This window comes from Leptolyngbya sp. AN02str, assembly GCF_050565595.1.
Classification (GTDB): Bacteria; Cyanobacteriota; Cyanobacteriia; order Elainellales; family Elainellaceae; genus Kaiparowitsia.
Genome location: NZ_JBNXVR010000003.1, coordinates 62,219 through 78,216 on the forward strand (window position 1 = coordinate 62,219; position 15,998 = coordinate 78,216).

Below are 15,998 nucleotides of genomic sequence, written 5' to 3' on the forward strand. Positions count from 1 at the left end.
CATCATGAGTTCATATAATCAACTCCCAAAAGGCCGATTCCATCAAAGTCTCTGTTGAAGATATTTCAAAAAATCTTAAAAAATGCAGTTGCTTTGTAAAGGATGGGCAGTCTTAAGCGCAAGGATACGCGATTGCCAATGCCCAAACGATTGGAGTATTGCCTCGCTCCACAGCGTTAAAGCTCTTGGTGAATTGCATGCTGTCAATTGATGGAACCTTGTTGGGAGCACTTGTTTGGGATCACTTTTGGGGAACACTAATCTCAGCCAAACTGCCAATGCACTCCAACTCGGCCTTGGAACGATATGTGAAGCAAGTTGAGATGAACAGGTTCAGAATCCTGCATGACAGACCTGCCTGGCAGAATGGTTGACACCAGGGTGAACTCCAAAGCACACGTGCAGGTGTGCAAACGAACACACGCTAAAACAACAGACTCGACGCTAAACCCGGCGCAGCTTCAACGGTATGAGTAAGCACGACGCATTTTTCGAGAGGGCAATGCAGACTGAGCAAGTAACGACCTTTACGGACAACTGGACGTATTTAAAGACGGAACTGGCGTGGCTAGAACGCGTGTTGATGGCAGCCGTGTCTCGCCAACGCAAGGAGTCGAAAGAAATTGACCGCATTGCTCAAAATCGTGCCGATCGCGTCACGAGTCACTGGTGGCGCGGAATTATTTCTCTTGAGGGAACTCCCGCTTATGATGAGCATCGTCCATCCACACCCACAACGATGCCCAGCGTTCCCAAGCCGAGCTATCAGCAGCAGCTAGACCAGCGGATTGCTGCAACCCAACAGCAGGGGGTTGTGTTGGCATTGCCTCTATTGTGCGATCGCCTTCAGCTCAACAGCTTTGAAAAAAACTTGGTGCTGATGGCCCTTGCACCCGAAGTCAATCGGCGCTACGCCAATCTCTATCGATTTTTGCAAGAGGAAGAAAGCCATTCCAAGCTGGATTTGCCCACGATGGAACTGGTGTTTCGCCTGCTATGTCGGAACGATCAAGAATGGCGAACAGCCCGCACGCGCATTATGTGTGAGTCGCCGCTGTTGCAGCGAGGGTTGGTGCAATGGCTGGTGTGCCCTGGAGATACTGGGTTGAATCAGCGGGTTAAGCTGATGCCACAGTTAGTCAACTTTTTGCTGGCCGAAAGTCCCGATGTGGCCCAATTAGACGGGCTTTTAGCGACTCCAACCGAGTTGGCTCAGCCCAGCCTGTTGACCTATCACACCACAACGCCCTGTTGGGATGACTTGGTGCTCCCACAACCGTTGCTGCTATCTCTTAAAACGTTGGCGGCCCATACGCGGCATAGCCCGTCTCTCCAGCACCTATGGAATGAGCAGCAGCCGTTGGGCCTTGGCGCTTTGCCTCATTCGGTTGCGCTGTTTGCAGGGCAGGCAGGAACGGGCAAAACCATGGCAGCGGGAGCGATCGCCCACGAGCTAGGGGTTCCGCTGGTGAGTGTCGATCTGGAGCGAGTTTCCCCAACAGACTACGAGCAATTGTTAGATGAGTTGACCCAACGCATGCCAACAGTTGTGTTGATCAAGTCCGCTCAGCATTGGCTGCGCCGCTCTGCAACGCTGGACTCGTTTTCGCTGGCTCAACTGCTAAACCAGCGCCAGCGTCCAGGCTTACTCACCATTTTTAGCGTGACCCGGCTAGAGGGTGTGGCACTGGCTTGGAAACAACTGGCCTCCCAGGGATTGAACTTTCCGCTGCCAACCGAGCGCGATCGCCTGCATCTATGGAAGCAAGCCTTCCCCCAAACGCTCACCCTAGCCAACGATATTGCCTGGAAAGTCTTGGCACACCAGCTTGCTCTATCGGGGGGCGACATCCGCAGGATTGCGTACACGGCTGCCCTACATCATGCCGCCTCGGGTGAGGGAGAAATTTCTATGCAGCATCTTATGCTGGCAATTGCCCAACACGGCAAAACGCTCAAGCTTCCGGCCAAGAAGGCAACTCGCAAACGCAAATCGTAAGCTTGCAAGTTGGCTCATCTTCGAATCTTGCTTATAATCTTGTCGCCAGGGACGTATCCATCCCTGGCGATAGCTTTTTTGGACTCATCGCTGGGTAAATCTGTCTCTGGCCTGCCACACCTGTGGTATCGGTCGGGTGCGAAGTCCAGGCAACACAAACCCTATGACCTGGAGGGAACTTGCGTAAGGTTTGTGGGTATGGCGATCGCCACCTTCCTATCGCTACGTTCCTTTAGACCTGTCTTTTTCGGGAGATCCTTGCTGAGCAGAGGCTTGTCGAAAACTTTCGTTACGGATGTCTGCCCCACACCAAGCGCTATCCATCAACTGACAGCAGCCCAAGGGTGTAAATTTGAGAATTCTTAACAAGGCGAAAAGCGATGTGATTCAGGTGATCTAGCGATTTTAGACAGAAACATGACGGTCATTCGCCACCAAACCCCGAACAAATTTTAAGTTGCTAATTTTGTAACCAGCGATTTTCTCGTCATTCGCAATGCCAGATTAATAGCAACCTAATTTATTTTGGTCTGTGAGGATTCACGTTATGAAATCGGCGCTTTCGGTTCGCACGGGTAAGGCCACGCAGTTTGGGTTACTGGTGCCGTTAGCCGTGGGATGTTTAAGCTTAATGACCATGAAGCCAGCAATGGCACAGCAAGCAGCGATGACAAGAATTATTACTGTGGTAGGCCAGGGCTCTGAAGATGTCGCCACAACCTTGACCCAGGTGCAGCTAGGTGTGGATGTGCAAAAACGGACTGCCGAAGAGGCTCAACGCGAGGCCGCGCGGCTATCGTCGTCGGTGGTGGAGTTGCTGCGATCGCGCAATGTTGAAAAGCTGCAAACCACGGGCATTTCCCTCAACCCGGTGTATAGCTATGACGATGGACAGCAGCGGCTGATTGGCTATAGTGCAACCAATACTGTCAGCTTCCGGGTTGCCACCGATCGCGCGGGCAACATTGTGGATGATGCCGTCAACGCAGGGGCAACTCGGATTAATGGCATCAGCTTTGTGGCGTCGGATGAAGCGATCGCTCGTGCGCGTCAGCAAGCTCTGCGCGAGGCCACCGAAGCAGCCCAATCTGAAGCCGAGGCCGTGCTGTCTTCCCTTGGGCTCAGGAGCCAGGAAATTGTTGGCATTCAAATCAATGGCGCAACTCCTATCTTTCCCCCTCCAATGCCCCTCGCCCGCATGGAAGCGGCAGATGCCAGCCAAAACTTTACCACTCCCATCGTAGGCGGTGAACAAGAAATTCAAGCCTCTGTAACGCTGCAAATCCGCTACTAAACCGCGCGTTTGCTTTAGGCTCAGTCTTCTCAGGTGACCACCGGGAAGACTGAGCTTTTTTAATAGAGATAGCCAGTTTAATTAGGATATTTTGGGGGATGGCGAAGCCATCCCCCAAAATATCCTTGTCTCAACTACGCTGGCGACAGCTATACAATTCTCAATATGGGCACCTGTGTACCCGTCGCAGTTGCATGCTCAACAGGTTTTTGCTGATCTCGCTCTAGGGAGGTTTCGGGGTGTCCCCCCTTACGGTAAAGTGACTGTATGTACGATAGAGACGACATATCGCTACTAGAAGCGGAATTAGAAGGCGATCCGCTAGATGAGTTGGTTGCTGAGGGCAACGAAGTTGAAGCCCCCAAGCCCGACCCAGATTTGATGCTGCAATTGCTGAATTCCTCGCAAAACCAGCAGCGAATGATTGCTGCGCGGGCATTTTGTGAGCTGGAGGAGCCTCGCGCAATTCCCCAATTAATTGAGCTTCTGCAAGATGCTTGTCCGTTGCTGCGGGTGAGTGCTGCTTATGCGCTGGGTCGCAATCCCAGTTCCGCTGCCGTTGAACCGTTGATTGCTCAACTAGGCCGCGATTGGAATGGCTATGTGCGCAAAGGGATTGTGTGGGCTTTGGGGAACTGTCGCGATCGCCGCACTTTAGAGCCTCTGGTCACTGCATTAAAAGCGGACATTTCGGCAGTGCGACTGTGGGCCGCCAGTGCACTCGCGCAAGCCAGCCACCTTGGCTACGAGGCCATCATTTCTGTAATTCCGGTGCTGATTGAAGGACTGCGGCGTGATCCAGTCTCGGCTGTGCGCAGTAATTGTGCTTGGACGGTGGGCCAACTTTGCCGTGAGCTCCCCTCTAACGCGATTTATGGCACTGCGATCGATGCTCTGCTAGAGGCCTTTGCCGAAGACGAAGATCTGGGCGTTCGAGAGGATGCCAAAGTGGCCATGCTGCAAGTTGGCGATACTCGCGGATTGCAAATTATTGAAGAAATTGAACAGGAAGGACTGCTTTAGGGGGTGTAGTCAATAGAAGTGAGTGTTGCTCACACGACAAAATCTTTGCCCCTAGGTTTAGTTATGAAACATGTCCTTGGTTTGATGGCTGGCTTTGGCCTTCTTTTGGTTGGTGTGGGTGCGATCGCACAAGAGTCGATTCAGTTTGCAGGTCGTCCCAGTTCTGAGCCGTCTCAGTCTGCCCCGACTGTGTCGTTGTCCTCCGATCGCACACAGCTGTACATTCAGCACAACGGCAGCACCCAAACCGTTAACGCTGCCGATATGAATGTTCGCGTTTTAGATGCGCTGGATTGCAATGTCATTGATCTGGCTCCTGAGCAAACCCTATCGGGTCAGTGGTTTTTCCCCAATGTTGCTGTTGACCCCAACACCGGAAATGTAGCGGTTGGCGTCATGCTTCAGGAATGTGTAGAGACTCAAGTCAGCGCTGTGTTTGTCGTCGATCCGCAGCCACCTGGTGCGTATGCTCTGTATCGCGTGCAGGTTCCAGGTTCTCGGCCATTGCAAGATGAATTCACCACTTACGCGCTCAACGGGGTGGGCAGCCTTGGCTATTTGGACGGCGATTTGCTCATCAAACATGGGGATGCATCGGGTTCTGAAGCGCTGTTGGTCTTTCCAACTCAGCCCAATCGACCCGCTGGCACCTATGCAGGCTGCGTTTATACCGAAATGGGAGAAGGCACACGCTTGTGCCCGCCCGATGGGGCGCTGCCGTAGGCGCAGTTTTCTGTCCTAGATGTGCTGCACACAGGTTGTTAAACAGTTCTTTGGGGCACCGTGCGATGTAACGGTGCCCCATCTCAATTTTGGCTAATCCCCTCCAGACATTGGCCCCCTGCTGGGTTGGCAATGGAATGGTCTGCTCAAGGATAGTTTGCTCAAGGATAGTTTGCTCAAGGTGCGATCGCCATCAAAGCTTCCCTCGATACAATGGGTGAAGTTTGGCAATACAGCAGCACTGATTGACAGCGGAGCAGGACATGCGCAAAGCGCGATGGTGGTGGATAACCTTGCTGGTTGCGGCACTGGTTCTATGGGGGGGCTGGCAGCTTCGAGTCCCAACGGGGAACCGCTCTTCCCTTCCCACCGAACGAATCCCCGCTTCGGGTGAGGTTATCTCTATTCCGATGCTCAATCGCGATCGCCTGTTGGCCGATGTCAAAGCATTGTCGTTTGTGCGCCACACCGAAACAGAGCGCGATCGCGCCCGAGCCTACATTGTACAAGCGCTAGAACAGGCAGGTTGGCAGCCGCAGCTTCAGCCTGTCGCTGCTGAAAACCATCAAGGGGTCAATATTGTTGCCACCCGTCCTGGACAAGATCCCAGTGCTGGAATTGTGCTGCTGGGTGCGCACTACGACACGGTCGCGCGATCGCCTGGTGCCGACGACAACGCTACATCGGTCGCCACTATCTTAGAAATTGCTCGAAGCTTTGCAACGATTGCGGTGCCTAGCACCCTCCAGCTCGCTCTGTTTGACTTGGAGGAAGCGGGCCTTGTCGGAAGCCGACAATTTGCTGCACAGTTGCCGCGCACCACTGCCTACACTGCCGCCCTCATCATGGATATGATTGGGTTTCGCTGTCTGCAGCCTGGATGTCAGAGCTATCCTCCATTGCCAATTGCTCCCCCAACTGATCGCGGTGATTTTTTGGCAGTTTTGGTCGATCAGCCCCATGCGGACCTCCTCTCTGTCTTTCAACCCCGTGCCAACCAACCAAAAATCCTCACGTTGCCTGTTCCCCAACTGGGCCGATTCACGCCCGATACCGTTCGGAGCGATCATGCCCCTTTTTGGCGGCGAGGCATTGGCGCATTTCTCGTCACCGATACCGCAAACTTTCGCAATCCGCACTATCATCTTCCAGAGGATACAGCCACCACGCTAGATCCTGATTTTTTTGCAGCATCTGCCCAGGCGATCGCCGATGCCACAGTTCGGTTGCTCACTCAACCACCCACGCGCGATCGCTCTTTCTGAATCTTAAATTTTGCTGTAATTGCGAGCTGTCTTTGGGTCGTTCCGATGTTGGAAAAACGTTTGCGCCAAACTTGCGCCAAATGCTTTTCCAACGAATCCGCTCGTTACAACCGACCTGGTACAAGGCCAAAAGATGTCAATTGCAGAATGCCGTAGGGAAAGTGCGTAAGTTCTGAACCTGTTGTATCGTGAGAGAAGTATTTAGTTTTCTAACAGGATGTATCAAGTTTATGTGGGGTACAGCTTGTCAAACAGTTTGTATGGCCGTTGTGGGTGTTTTGCTCACGGTACAGCTGTGGTTAATTGGCACGCCAATGGCAGCAGCAACTAGCATTTACGACATTCCTCGCTTGGCATCCGGCGATGCCACCTGGGTAGTAGACGAGGGAGATGTGCTGAGCCGTCTAACCGAGGGCAACCTAACCAAAGCATTGGCCGATTTGGCGACTGACACGCAGCAGGAAGTGCGGTTTGTCACCATTCATCGCTTGGACTATGGGGATACGGTAGAAAGCTTTGCTGACAACCTGTTTGAAACTTGGTTCCCCACCCCGGATGTGCAGGCTAACCAGGCGGTACTGGTGCTAGACACGGTCACCAACACTGCGGCGATTCGTGCTGGAGAGGACGTAAAAACCTTACTTCAGGATGAGATTGCGACCAGCGTAGCTCAAGAAACACTGATGGTGCCTTTGCGAGATGGCAACAAGTACAATCAGGCACTGCTTGATGCCAGCGATCGCCTCGTTGCTGTGCTGTCCGGCGATCCAGATCCTGGAGCACCGGAAGTCATGCTAGCTGAGCAAGCTGCCGAGGGCACCTTTGCAACCCGCGAAGAGACGGAGCAGAAAAAAGGAAGCTCCACCATTTGGGTGATTGGCTTGCTGATTGCTGCAACTGTGATTCCCATGGCAACTTATTACTTCTATCAAGGGTTTTCATCTTAAGTCTGAGAGCAGAAGCTAACAGGTCGCTGCCAGGAAGATCTGGCACGGTATTAGTTGAGCATATCCTGTTTCGCGGGGAGTCGTTTTTGGCGATCGCCCCCTTAGCAGCAGCAAAACACCCAATTGTCATCTATCGTTAATATCAATTTTTTGGATGGCTGAAACCTAGGCTTAATGCTACCTTGACGGCATTCGTAACTTGCGCGACACTAACAACAAGAGTTCTTACCGCTCTGTTTGATAACTTTCGTTACGATTTACCACGGTATCCTTCAAACTAGTCGAGCAAGTTTACTAGAATCAGTGCGTTAGTTTGGATGATGACTGGATAGAACACCTTGGTAGGTGCCTCCTTCAACTCCAAATTAAGGCTTTCGTTCCAGAAGACTTAAGTCCGCGAGTTGGTGAGTGAATCCTGAATCAATTAGTTCATGGCTTCATTCCATTAGCTCTGCCTCCTGCTAGTCAGGCTATGTCCCCGTTTTTTTGGCGATCGCATTCATGGAAACACTTGAGTTCATCATTTACCCCGACGGACGAGTTCAAGAGAAAGTGACGGGCATCATTGGTTCATCCTGTGCCGAAGTTACTGCCGCAATTGAAGCTCAACTAGGCCAGGTCATTAGCCAAGAGCCTACGTCGGAATATTTTGCTCAAGCAATCCAGCAAGAATCGAATACCGTTCAACAGTCTTCGTTCAGCGAATGGTAGTTCAGCGTTTTTCCGTTTAGCAAAGTCCTTGTTTTTGAGTGATTTAGTTCCATGTCACACTTTAGCCAAATCAAAACCAAAATTCGTGATCTGACCTGTCTTCAGTCGGCACTTGACGACTTAGGATCTAACTGGAAACCGGGTCCACAGCCTATTCGTGGCTATCGTGGCCAAACCCACGAAGCGGAAGTGGTGATCGAGCAAGACAACGGCTATGACATTGGCTTTAGCTGGAATGACGGAGAATATGCGCTTGTGGCTGACCTGCAATACTGGCAGCAGCCTCTCTCGGTTGAAGGCTTCTTGAACCGGGTTAACCAGCGCTACGCTTACCATGCGGTGAAGAAAGAAACGGCCCGCCAAGGTTTCCAGGTTTCTGAAGAGCAGCGCCAGCAAGATGGTTCTATTCGTCTTGTGCTCAATCGCTGGAACGGTTAAGCCTGAGATTGATTCGGACTTCAAGGGGTCAGCTTGCTTCAGGCTGGCCTCTTTTCATTAGAACGACTGTTCTGTGAGGTGACGTTATGCATGATGACTTTCACAGCTCTGCGCCCTTGGGCGACGATGCCTCTAGCCAACAGCCTGTCACTGGGTTTGAGCCAGAGCTCGGTGGTGCTTGGCGCAATGCTGAAGAGCGAACCGGGCTAGAACCGGAACTGGGTGGTGTGGTACGTCAGCGGGGGGTGTATGTTGACGAAATTACCTGTATTGGCTGCAAGCACTGTGCTCATGTGGCTCGTAATACGTTTTACATTGAACCTGACTATGGGCGATCGCGCGTAATTCGGCAAGATGGCGACGCTGAAGAGGTGATTCAGGAAGCGATCGATACCTGCCCTGTAGACTGTATCCACTGGGTAGACTATACCGAACTTCGCCAGCTCGAAGAAGAACGCAAATATCAGGTGATCCCGGTTGTGGGCTTTCCTATCGATAAATCAGTTGTGGCCGTCAACTCGCGCCGTAAGAAGCAAGAGCAGCGTCGTCAAAAAAAATCATAGCCGCTGAGCTGTTTCAGGGATGGGGTCACTGGGAATCTGCTATTTGGCCGTATCTACGTTTGGGCCGTATTTACTAAGGTCACCTAATCCGAAACGCGATCTAAGGTATCGAAAAATAGCAGAAAGCCTGCCACATCTCGAAAGGGTTGGGTAATTGTGTTGAGTCCGTACAAAACCCGCCCAATGGTATTTCGACCCACAATAATCACATCATTGTGCTGCAAGACAGGGTTTTGGCTGGCGTCCCCACGTAACCCTTGTCGGGCGCTTAGTTCTTGGGTTGTGGCGTTTCCTTCCGCTGGGTCAAACCGGACAAGGGCAATACTGCCCAAACTGGCTGTATCTGGATTGGGTGATACTGTCGCGATCGCATCCAAAAAGGTACTGCCATTGGGCAAGGTTACAATTGACAAGGCCTGACCCCGTACATTGCCACCTCCTCGGCTTGCTGAGTAATCCAGGACGCGAATGCGAATTTCGGTTTGAGCTAGGTTGGTGCGGGCAACCAAGTTGGAATCATAATTGTGTCGGTTTTCCACTGTTAGGGCCGGGACCACTAGCGTATCGCCATCCTCTAACTGCAACTCTGGTAGAGAAGACGAACTTAGCAGCGGAGAATACAGATCGATTGTGCGTTCTATCGCTGCGCCCGATTCGCTAATGCGGCGCACTCTCACCCGACGCAGATCGGCGTAGCTGGTGGTCCCTCCAGCCTCAACAAGTGCCGCCGATAGCTGTGCATTCTCCAGTGGATAGGCACCGGGTCGCACCACTTCGCCAAGAATACTAACTCGGACTGCTCGCTGGTTAACCAACACCAGATCAACCTGCGGGTTAATAATGTAGCGATCGAGCGCGAGGCGAATTTGGTTGCGGGCTTGAGGGATGGTTAACCCCTGCACGGAAATTGCACCCACCAGGGGGACAAAGATATTGCCCTCTACATCAACCGTGCCCTCTACGCTTAAATCGGGAAATCGCACCACATTAACCAGCAGTGTGTCGCCAGGCCCCAAGCGATAGCGCCCAAAGTCTTGCGCGGCTGGTGGACGCTGGAAGCCGCCAGATGGGGACGGTGGCGGCGGTGGCGGCGTGGTTAGGGTGGGTTGGCCGACTGCAGACGTTGCGGATAGAGTAGCACCGACCACGATGAGGCCAGTCCACACAACAGGCCCTAAGGCCCGGCGTAGCAAAGATGAGTACTGCACTATCGGCTCCTTAATGCATTGACCAATCCAAGACCAACGGGACTTGGGAACCTCGTATAGAATTTAACGGCTTTTGGATGATTTGTTGTGGATTTAGCCACGGTTAAATCACCCAAGAGCCTAACAGGATGTTTGAAACGGATTCAAGGTTCTGCATTTGCCCCCTAACCCCTTCAATTTTTGGGGATTTTCAACCCTTTTTTTCCATCCATAGTCGCCCAACTTGGGGGGATGTCGAGGGCGGTTTGAGTTCTCTCAGTCCTGTATGAATCTAGCTTGTTTGTAACCTGGTTTTGTGGCTTATCGCGATCGCCCGATGGCTACTCACACGATGGCCAGTGGCTTATCGAAATTAGACCTGCTGCATGAGTTTTTAACGGCTCTGCCGCATGAACATTCATGCTTCAAAACGGCATTGATGCAGGAGGTAGATTGAACTAGCGGGTTGAAGATCCCAAACACGCCTCGACATGGACAATTCTTAGGTTTTTAGCACCCCTAAAAATCCAACTTAACCACTGCTATGCCCAGTGGCATGGATAGAAAATGTCGTAGTACTGGCGATCGCCTCCCGCAGCCAAAACGGTCTCTGCGACTCGGCGCACATTTGCAAGGCTCAGGCCAGGATACAGGGGCAACAGCAGTGATTGCTGACTTAGCGCATCTGTATTAGGAAAAGATCCAAAAGAGTAGCCGAGGCCGCGAAATGCTGGTTGGCTATAGCAAGGCATCGCCATTGGAATATCGGTTTGAATACCGTTGGCGGTTAGGATGGCCTGAAGAACGCTGCGGCTAACCGATGAGCTTGGCGTCACGCGCAAAATGTAGCGCTCGTAAACGTGGCCACTGCCCGCATCGTTGCGAAGGGGCTGAATTCCGGTGCCCTGTTGAGAAAACAACTCATCGTAATACTGGGCCAAACTATTGCGATCACTGTTCCACCGCGACAGCAGCGACAGCTTAACAGTGAGCACCGCAGCCTGCAAGGAATCGAGCCGACTGTTGGTACCAACGTAGGGGTGATAGTGTTTTCGAGTCGCACCAAAATTACACAGCGATCGCACCTGGGTTGCGATCTCATGATGCCGAGTCACAACCAGTCCACCGTCCCCAACGCCACCAAGGTTCTTCCACGGCGAAAAACAGAAGGCAGCGGCCATCCCTACCGAACCTGCCCGGTAGCCCTCTCGTTCTGCCAAGTGGGCCTGAGTCGCATCCTCAAAAATGACCAAGTCAAACGTGCTTGCCAAATCGAGCAACTGCCTTGGAGAGACCATTTGGCCGTATAAGTGCACTGGAAGAATGGCTCGGGTTCGGGGAGAAATGGCCTTTTCTGCCGCTACGATATCGATGAGCCCGGTTTCTAGAATGCAATCCACCAAGATCGGGGTTACTCCAGCTGCTAGCACCCCTAACAGGGTTGGCACGGGCACATTGGCTGGAACCAGCACCTCGTCTCCCGGTTGCAGGCCGCAAGCTCGCAAGCCTAGGGCGATCGCATCGGTTCCCGATCCCACCCCTACTCCATGGTGACAGCCACAAGCATGGGCAAATGCAAACTCAAACTCAGTCACCGCCCAGCCTAAAATGTAATCTCCACGCTGAATAATGCCTTGAATTGCCTGCTCAATCTTGCTCTGTAAGGGTTGATGTTGAAAGCTCAAATCAATCAGAGGAATCTCAACTTTTGCAGCTTGGGGAACCGCACGGCCTGTTTTCAGAACGATAGGGCTAGAAGTAGAGATTTGCATAGTGTCAGCCAAACCAGCGTAACAATAAAGATTTCAAAGCCATCGCATCTTGGTATTGCCATGAACCAACAGCGGTTGGGGAAGCCGTTTTGATAATGGTTGATATACCAGCACCCAAGGATTTTGCGTTTGAATCTTAAAAGATTGAGCGGGCAGACTTGAACAAACGTGAACAGAGTGACTGCCAGCAAGATGCACAGGTGGTTGAGTAAGATGCGTAAATGCGTCTTATGCCATGGGGGTGCAGGCTATACCATGTGCAGCCTTAGCTCGACATCAACTGTCTAAGCCTAAGGCCATGGCTTTGGGGAACTGACTGGAGGGCTAAACAGTACAGGTCAACTTCTGGAGATATCCCGAAGCGAATAAGCCTAGGATGAATCGCATGCTTGAAAGACGACTTTGTAGAAGTCGATAAAGTGCAATTCTTTGCAACCAGCATCGTTGATTTTGTTTGGATCGTGTTCTTTTGGCTGGCAACCACATTAAAACTTCACAGATTTAGGCCAAATCTTTCCGTAATCCTCCCATTTCGGCTTTCCTCACCTCCAAATTTATGTATGGCACAGGCTGTGTGGTTACCCATTCCTACGGAAAATGCTGATCCAATTCAGCCAGGTTATTGAGCTGCTTAAAGTGAAATTAATTGTCGAGCGATGGATATCCCAATTTGCACTAGGCTGCATTCACAATCCGGAATTTGGATTAAAAGAGCGATCGCAGCAAATCGGTCTGCCATTTGTAAAGACCAATCTCTAGATGACGGGTTGGTTGAGTCAGAGGTGCGATCGCAACGCTTGCCGAAGCATTGGATCTTGCCGCAACAACTTGGCTCAGGGTTTGATACTGTGACAAAGGAGATGACACCTTCTTACGTTGTTTCGTCGTTTGAGATATGGATTACTCAACTGCTCGTGACTTGCTGCAAAGCCAGGGTAGCCCAACCGAAGACCCTAACGCTTTTTTGATGCGGTTGAAGCAGGGGAAACCTCCGGTACCGGGGCAAGTGACAACGCTGCTTCTAGCGCTAAAAGTGCTGTATGAACGATTGGGTGGTGCCGAATTTTTGGATCGAGAACTGGTGCATGCGCTGTATGTACTGGCGATTGAAAGCCGCTACTACTACGACTCGGGACGACAGCAGGGGGTAAATTGGCCACCGCTGCTCGATGAAGACTTGATGCGAATTGCGATCGCCGTAAAGAGCATTTTCTCGGGAACCTGGGAGGGATCGTAATTCGGAATACAAGCAACACGCTAATATCCAGGTAAATATGAGGGAGACGGTCTCTGCTGGCCGAGTTCCCCTAAAATAGTGAGCGACATAGCGACATTCATTAAGTAACAAATATTTTTATGAAAATTGTGGCTCTTGTTCCAGGCGGAGTTCGGGATCAGCTTCAGGTTTTCCCCACGTTAGACACGTTGAAGACCGTGTATCCCAATGCCGAAATTGATGTGGTGATTGAGCCTGGGGCAATGTCAGCCTATCGGATCTCCAAGTCTGTCAGCGATACGATCGCCTTTGCCTACGGAAACAACAACAGCCCGGCAGACTGGGCTAACTTGTTGGGGGTGTTGCGCGATCGCACGTACGATATTGCACTGGTTTTTCGTCCGGCTTGGGGTTTAGGGTTTTTGCTGTGGCTCACCGGCATTCCGCTGCGTGTTGCCTTTGGTAGTGGTTCCGGTGGTTTGTTCTATACCAAAACCGTGCCGTTTGCTGCCAGCCAATATGCGCCTGCGGCATATCATGATTTGCTCACAGCCTTAGACGTTAGTACGCCCTCTCCTCATCTCGCCATTAGCCTGTCCAAGCGCGATCTAGATTGGGCAGATGCGGAGCAAAAACGCCTTGGTATTGGTGGCGGTGGCTATGTGTTGCTGCATAACGATGCGACAGAGCCCTATCCGGTTGAAAGCTGGAAAGCCATCATTCAGGATTTTCAACAAAAGCAGCCAACGTTGCCCCTCATGATGATCCAGGATGAGCAGAACGGGGCAACCGTCGCGGCGATCGCCCAAGCAGAACCCGCCATCAAAATTTCGGCTCCGCCGGATCTGGGCAAGCTCGCCGCCATGGTTGCCGGAGCCAACTTAGTGCTCTGCACCGATGGAATTCCCATGCAGTTGGCTGTAGCCCTTCAGGTGTACACCTTGGGCTTGTTTGGGGCGACCAATCCGGCATTAGCCTTGCCTGCCAGCGACAAATACCTGCCGATTCAAGCTCCCAACTCCAACCTGGCCGAGTTGCCTCCTCAAACGGTCATGCAAAAAGTATGGGGTGGCTAAGGTCTCAAGCCCATGAGCTGGGAGGTGGCATCCGTTGAGCCGTTACGCCCGCTCAATAAAATCAAAAAACGCATCGTCTAGCTCGTAGCCCAGCACCTGAGTCATGAACTTGATTTTGGTGCGGCTCATGGTCTGTTGCTGCTTCATCCATTCCATGACAGTAAATACCTTACCCATCACAAATAGCTCCAATGCCTCGGGGTTGAACTGAATGCCGTCAGTGGGGCTGAATTGGTGGGGCAGCAGCATGGCCGCATAGCGAGCGAGTTCGCCTGCTTCCCAGTCCAGGGCCAGAGGAAGCCAGGGATAGTGAGCATCAAGCCGTACAAACCATAGCCGCACCTCAGGGACTTCTGATAGCTCGCGTGGGTCGGAGGCTTCGAGCGGAAACTCGATCGTAAATGCGAGTGGATCGCCACCGTCGGTTGCATGCTCAACTTGGGTGGATTGGCTATAGGCCGATTGCCAAGCTGCGATCGCGGATACCGCAGGTGACAAATCCAACTGGTGAATGTGCTCGGCGGTTAGGTTAATGATGGTCATGCGTATCCAAAAACAATCGACACACTCTAGCCTAGAGCAGCTTGTGGCAATTCGAGCCATGTCCTTGATGTTGGGGTAGCCCAGGATTTTACAAAACAGCCCATCCCCCCAAGCCGTGTGACAATTGTCTACCTCTGAATGGACAGTTTACACTTTAAAAGTTAAAGTGGTATTGAGTATGGATAAGAGGCGAGTCCGCTACAAGTAGCAAAATTCACCGTTGAAATTCGTACTCGCGGTTGGTTCAATCCTTAAGTCGTGGCCCGTCAGCTGGACGTTTTCCTCAAGGAGTTGTTCAAAACGCAGCTCTATTTCTGAATGATCGTGACTAGAATTGATCCATATCAATCGTTTGAAATACGACTTTAGACAGGCGCACCAACGTTTCAACTATGGATTTTGATGTAGACAGCCGCAAACCTATTCGCTCATTGCAAGATGCGCTTGATCGCTGCCAAACCTTGGGCATGCGGGTTAGCAAGCAGCGTCGCTTAATTCTTGAATTGTTGTGGCAGCAGCAAGAACATATGTCTGCCCGCGAAATTTACGATCGCCTGACGCAGCAGGGCAAAGATATTGGCCACACCTCGGTTTACCAAAACCTGGAGGCGCTGTCCAAGGGAAATATTATTGAATGCATTGACCGGGCCGATGGACGGCTCTATGGCAATATTAGCGATCCCCATAGCCACATTAACTGTTTGGACTCCAACCAAATTATTGATGTGCATGTGGAGCTACCAGCCGATTTGCTGCAGCAAATTGAGGAGCAAACCGGAGTCAAAATTACCAACTATACGATCGACTTTTACGGCTATCGGGGTGCGCCTGTAGAGGAGCCGGTGTCCTAGCGATCGCCTGGGTTTAAACCTATGTTGAAACGTTCCAAATAGAAAGGAAGCGCCACTCAAATGCCTTGGGGGCGCTTTTTTTAGTGGGCTGTTCAAGATGGCAAGTTGCAGCGGTGGGGCTACCAGAAAAAACAGGCTGACCGTTATCAAGCTCAGCCATGGATGTACAACCACTAAACAAACGCAAATTTATTGATGCATTGTGAGAGGAATCAGGTAGTATCTACGGTAATTCTTGGGGCTTTTCCCTGAGATGTTTGTGCTTCTGTTGGCAAAGGTGATGTAACCCAGTCAAACAGTGTGCACTTGACCCTGTGGCTCCGTCATCGACGCGGCTAGAGCAGGACGAAGCATCTGAAAAGATGTGGTTCTGTGTCGGATGGGAAATTC

The 15,998-nt window shown here is 51.7% G+C and carries 17 protein-coding genes; 12 read left to right on the forward strand and 5 right to left on the reverse strand.

Annotation, left to right across the window (positions count from 1 at the left end):
• Positions 1-469 precede the first annotated feature (469 nt).
• The 9 genes from ACQ4M4_RS03200 (at position 470) to ACQ4M4_RS03240 (ending at position 8,963) form a co-directional block, all read left to right on the forward strand.
• Positions 470-1,999, forward strand: coding sequence for an AAA family ATPase (locus ACQ4M4_RS03200; protein WP_430683014.1), 1,530 nt, complete (start codon positions 470-472; stop codon positions 1,997-1,999).
• A gap of 547 nt (positions 2,000-2,546) precedes the next feature.
• Complete coding sequence (locus tag ACQ4M4_RS03205) at positions 2,547-3,293, forward strand: SIMPL domain-containing protein (protein WP_430683015.1); 747 nt, start codon at positions 2,547-2,549, stop codon at positions 3,291-3,293.
• 267 nt (positions 3,294-3,560) lie between these two features.
• On the forward strand, positions 3,561-4,316 hold the full coding sequence (locus ACQ4M4_RS03210; protein ID WP_430683016.1) for a HEAT repeat domain-containing protein: 756 nt from the start codon (positions 3,561-3,563) through the stop codon (positions 4,314-4,316).
• 63 nt (positions 4,317-4,379) lie between these two features.
• Positions 4,380-5,039, forward strand: coding sequence for a hypothetical protein (locus ACQ4M4_RS03215; protein ID WP_430683017.1), 660 nt, complete (start codon positions 4,380-4,382; stop codon positions 5,037-5,039).
• A 263-nt stretch (positions 5,040-5,302) separates the two neighbouring features.
• Positions 5,303-6,304, forward strand: a complete 1,002-nt coding sequence (locus ACQ4M4_RS03220) for a M28 family peptidase (protein ID WP_430683018.1) — start codon at positions 5,303-5,305, stop codon at positions 6,302-6,304.
• Positions 6,305-6,564: 260 nt separating this feature from the next.
• Entirely contained in the window at positions 6,565-7,251 is a 687-nt protein-coding gene (psb32, locus tag ACQ4M4_RS03225; protein ID WP_430683019.1) for a photosystem II repair protein Psb32, read from the forward strand.
• A 501-nt stretch (positions 7,252-7,752) separates the two neighbouring features.
• Entirely contained in the window at positions 7,753-7,962 is a 210-nt protein-coding gene (locus ACQ4M4_RS03230; protein WP_430683020.1) for a DUF2997 domain-containing protein, read from the forward strand.
• Positions 7,963-8,013: 51 nt separating this feature from the next.
• Positions 8,014-8,400 carry a DUF1257 domain-containing protein gene (locus ACQ4M4_RS03235; RefSeq protein WP_430683021.1) on the forward strand — a complete coding sequence of 129 codons (387 nt, stop codon included), beginning with the start codon at positions 8,014-8,016 and terminating at the stop codon, positions 8,398-8,400.
• An 86-nt stretch (positions 8,401-8,486) separates the two neighbouring features.
• Entirely contained in the window at positions 8,487-8,963 is a 477-nt protein-coding gene (locus ACQ4M4_RS03240) for a ferredoxin (RefSeq protein WP_430683022.1), read from the forward strand.
• 83 nt (positions 8,964-9,046) lie between these two features.
• Here ACQ4M4_RS03240 and ACQ4M4_RS03245 read toward each other — a convergent pair whose 3' ends face one another.
• From ACQ4M4_RS03245 to ACQ4M4_RS03255, 3 genes are all read right to left on the reverse strand, one after another.
• Entirely contained in the window at positions 9,047-10,171 is a 1,125-nt protein-coding gene (locus tag ACQ4M4_RS03245) for a polysaccharide biosynthesis/export family protein (RefSeq protein WP_430683023.1), read from the reverse strand.
• Positions 10,172-10,692: 521 nt separating this feature from the next.
• Positions 10,693-11,922: a DegT/DnrJ/EryC1/StrS family aminotransferase gene (locus ACQ4M4_RS03250; protein ID WP_430683024.1), complete on the reverse strand. Its 1,230-nt coding sequence runs from the start codon at positions 11,920-11,922 to the stop codon at positions 10,693-10,695.
• A 705-nt stretch (positions 11,923-12,627) separates the two neighbouring features.
• Positions 12,628-12,777, reverse strand: a complete 150-nt coding sequence (locus tag ACQ4M4_RS03255; protein WP_430683025.1) for a hypothetical protein — start codon at positions 12,775-12,777, stop codon at positions 12,628-12,630.
• A 40-nt stretch (positions 12,778-12,817) separates the two neighbouring features.
• On the opposite strand from ACQ4M4_RS03255, the gene ACQ4M4_RS03260 reads away from it, so the two are divergent.
• Positions 12,818-13,159, forward strand: coding sequence for a Dethiobiotin synthetase (locus ACQ4M4_RS03260; protein ID WP_430683026.1), 342 nt, complete (start codon positions 12,818-12,820; stop codon positions 13,157-13,159).
• Positions 13,160-13,278: 119 nt separating this feature from the next.
• Positions 13,279-14,214 (forward strand): glycosyltransferase family 9 protein, encoded by a 936-nt coding sequence (locus tag ACQ4M4_RS03265; RefSeq protein WP_430683027.1) that lies wholly within the window; start codon positions 13,279-13,281, stop codon positions 14,212-14,214.
• Between the two features lie 42 nt (positions 14,215-14,256).
• Here the strand turns inward: ACQ4M4_RS03265 and ACQ4M4_RS03270 are convergent, their stop codons facing one another.
• Positions 14,257-14,757 (reverse strand): CRR6 family NdhI maturation factor, encoded by a 501-nt coding sequence (locus ACQ4M4_RS03270; RefSeq protein ID WP_430683028.1) that lies wholly within the window; start codon positions 14,755-14,757, stop codon positions 14,257-14,259.
• Between the two features lie 392 nt (positions 14,758-15,149).
• Here ACQ4M4_RS03270 and ACQ4M4_RS03275 point away from each other — a divergent pair, with 392 nt between their 5' ends.
• Positions 15,150-15,608 carry a Fur family transcriptional regulator gene (locus tag ACQ4M4_RS03275; RefSeq protein WP_430683029.1) on the forward strand — a complete coding sequence of 153 codons (459 nt, stop codon included), beginning with the start codon at positions 15,150-15,152 and terminating at the stop codon, positions 15,606-15,608.
• A 19-nt stretch (positions 15,609-15,627) separates the two neighbouring features.
• Here ACQ4M4_RS03275 and ACQ4M4_RS03280 read toward each other — a convergent pair whose 3' ends face one another.
• Positions 15,628-15,768 carry a hypothetical protein gene (locus ACQ4M4_RS03280; RefSeq protein WP_430683030.1) on the reverse strand — a complete coding sequence of 47 codons (141 nt, stop codon included), beginning with the start codon at positions 15,766-15,768 and terminating at the stop codon, positions 15,628-15,630.
• Positions 15,769-15,998: the final 230 nt, after the last annotated feature.

What these genes read in the sequence shown, in the direction of transcription:
- ACQ4M4_RS03215 (WP_430683017.1), top strand. Translation starts at nt 4,380, where the DNA reads ATGAAACATGTCCTTGGTTTGATGGCTGGCTTTGGCCTTCTTTTGGTT.
- ACQ4M4_RS03210 (WP_430683016.1), top strand. Translation starts at nt 3,561, where the DNA reads ATGTACGATAGAGACGACATATCGCTACTAGAAGCGGAATTAGAAGGC.
- ACQ4M4_RS03200 (WP_430683014.1), top strand. Translation starts at nt 470, where the DNA reads ATGAGTAAGCACGACGCATTTTTCGAGAGGGCAATGCAGACTGAGCAA.
- ACQ4M4_RS03205 (WP_430683015.1), top strand. Translation starts at nt 2,547, where the DNA reads ATGAAATCGGCGCTTTCGGTTCGCACGGGTAAGGCCACGCAGTTTGGG.
- ACQ4M4_RS03230 (WP_430683020.1), top strand. Translation starts at nt 7,753, where the DNA reads ATGGAAACACTTGAGTTCATCATTTACCCCGACGGACGAGTTCAAGAG.
- ACQ4M4_RS03280 (WP_430683030.1), bottom strand. Translation starts at nt 15,768, where the DNA reads ATGGCTGAGCTTGATAACGGTCAGCCTGTTTTTTCTGGTAGCCCCACC.
- psb32 (WP_430683019.1), top strand. Translation starts at nt 6,565, where the DNA reads ATGGCCGTTGTGGGTGTTTTGCTCACGGTACAGCTGTGGTTAATTGGC.
- ACQ4M4_RS03260 (WP_430683026.1), top strand. Translation starts at nt 12,818, where the DNA reads ATGGATTACTCAACTGCTCGTGACTTGCTGCAAAGCCAGGGTAGCCCA.
- ACQ4M4_RS03275 (WP_430683029.1), top strand. Translation starts at nt 15,150, where the DNA reads ATGGATTTTGATGTAGACAGCCGCAAACCTATTCGCTCATTGCAAGAT.
- ACQ4M4_RS03240 (WP_430683022.1), top strand. Translation starts at nt 8,487, where the DNA reads ATGCATGATGACTTTCACAGCTCTGCGCCCTTGGGCGACGATGCCTCT.
- ACQ4M4_RS03250 (WP_430683024.1), bottom strand. Translation starts at nt 11,922, where the DNA reads ATGCAAATCTCTACTTCTAGCCCTATCGTTCTGAAAACAGGCCGTGCG.
- ACQ4M4_RS03265 (WP_430683027.1), top strand. Translation starts at nt 13,279, where the DNA reads ATGAAAATTGTGGCTCTTGTTCCAGGCGGAGTTCGGGATCAGCTTCAG.
- ACQ4M4_RS03235 (WP_430683021.1), top strand. Translation starts at nt 8,014, where the DNA reads ATGTCACACTTTAGCCAAATCAAAACCAAAATTCGTGATCTGACCTGT.
- ACQ4M4_RS03270 (WP_430683028.1), bottom strand. Translation starts at nt 14,757, where the DNA reads ATGACCATCATTAACCTAACCGCCGAGCACATTCACCAGTTGGATTTG.
- ACQ4M4_RS03220 (WP_430683018.1), top strand. Translation starts at nt 5,303, where the DNA reads ATGCGCAAAGCGCGATGGTGGTGGATAACCTTGCTGGTTGCGGCACTG.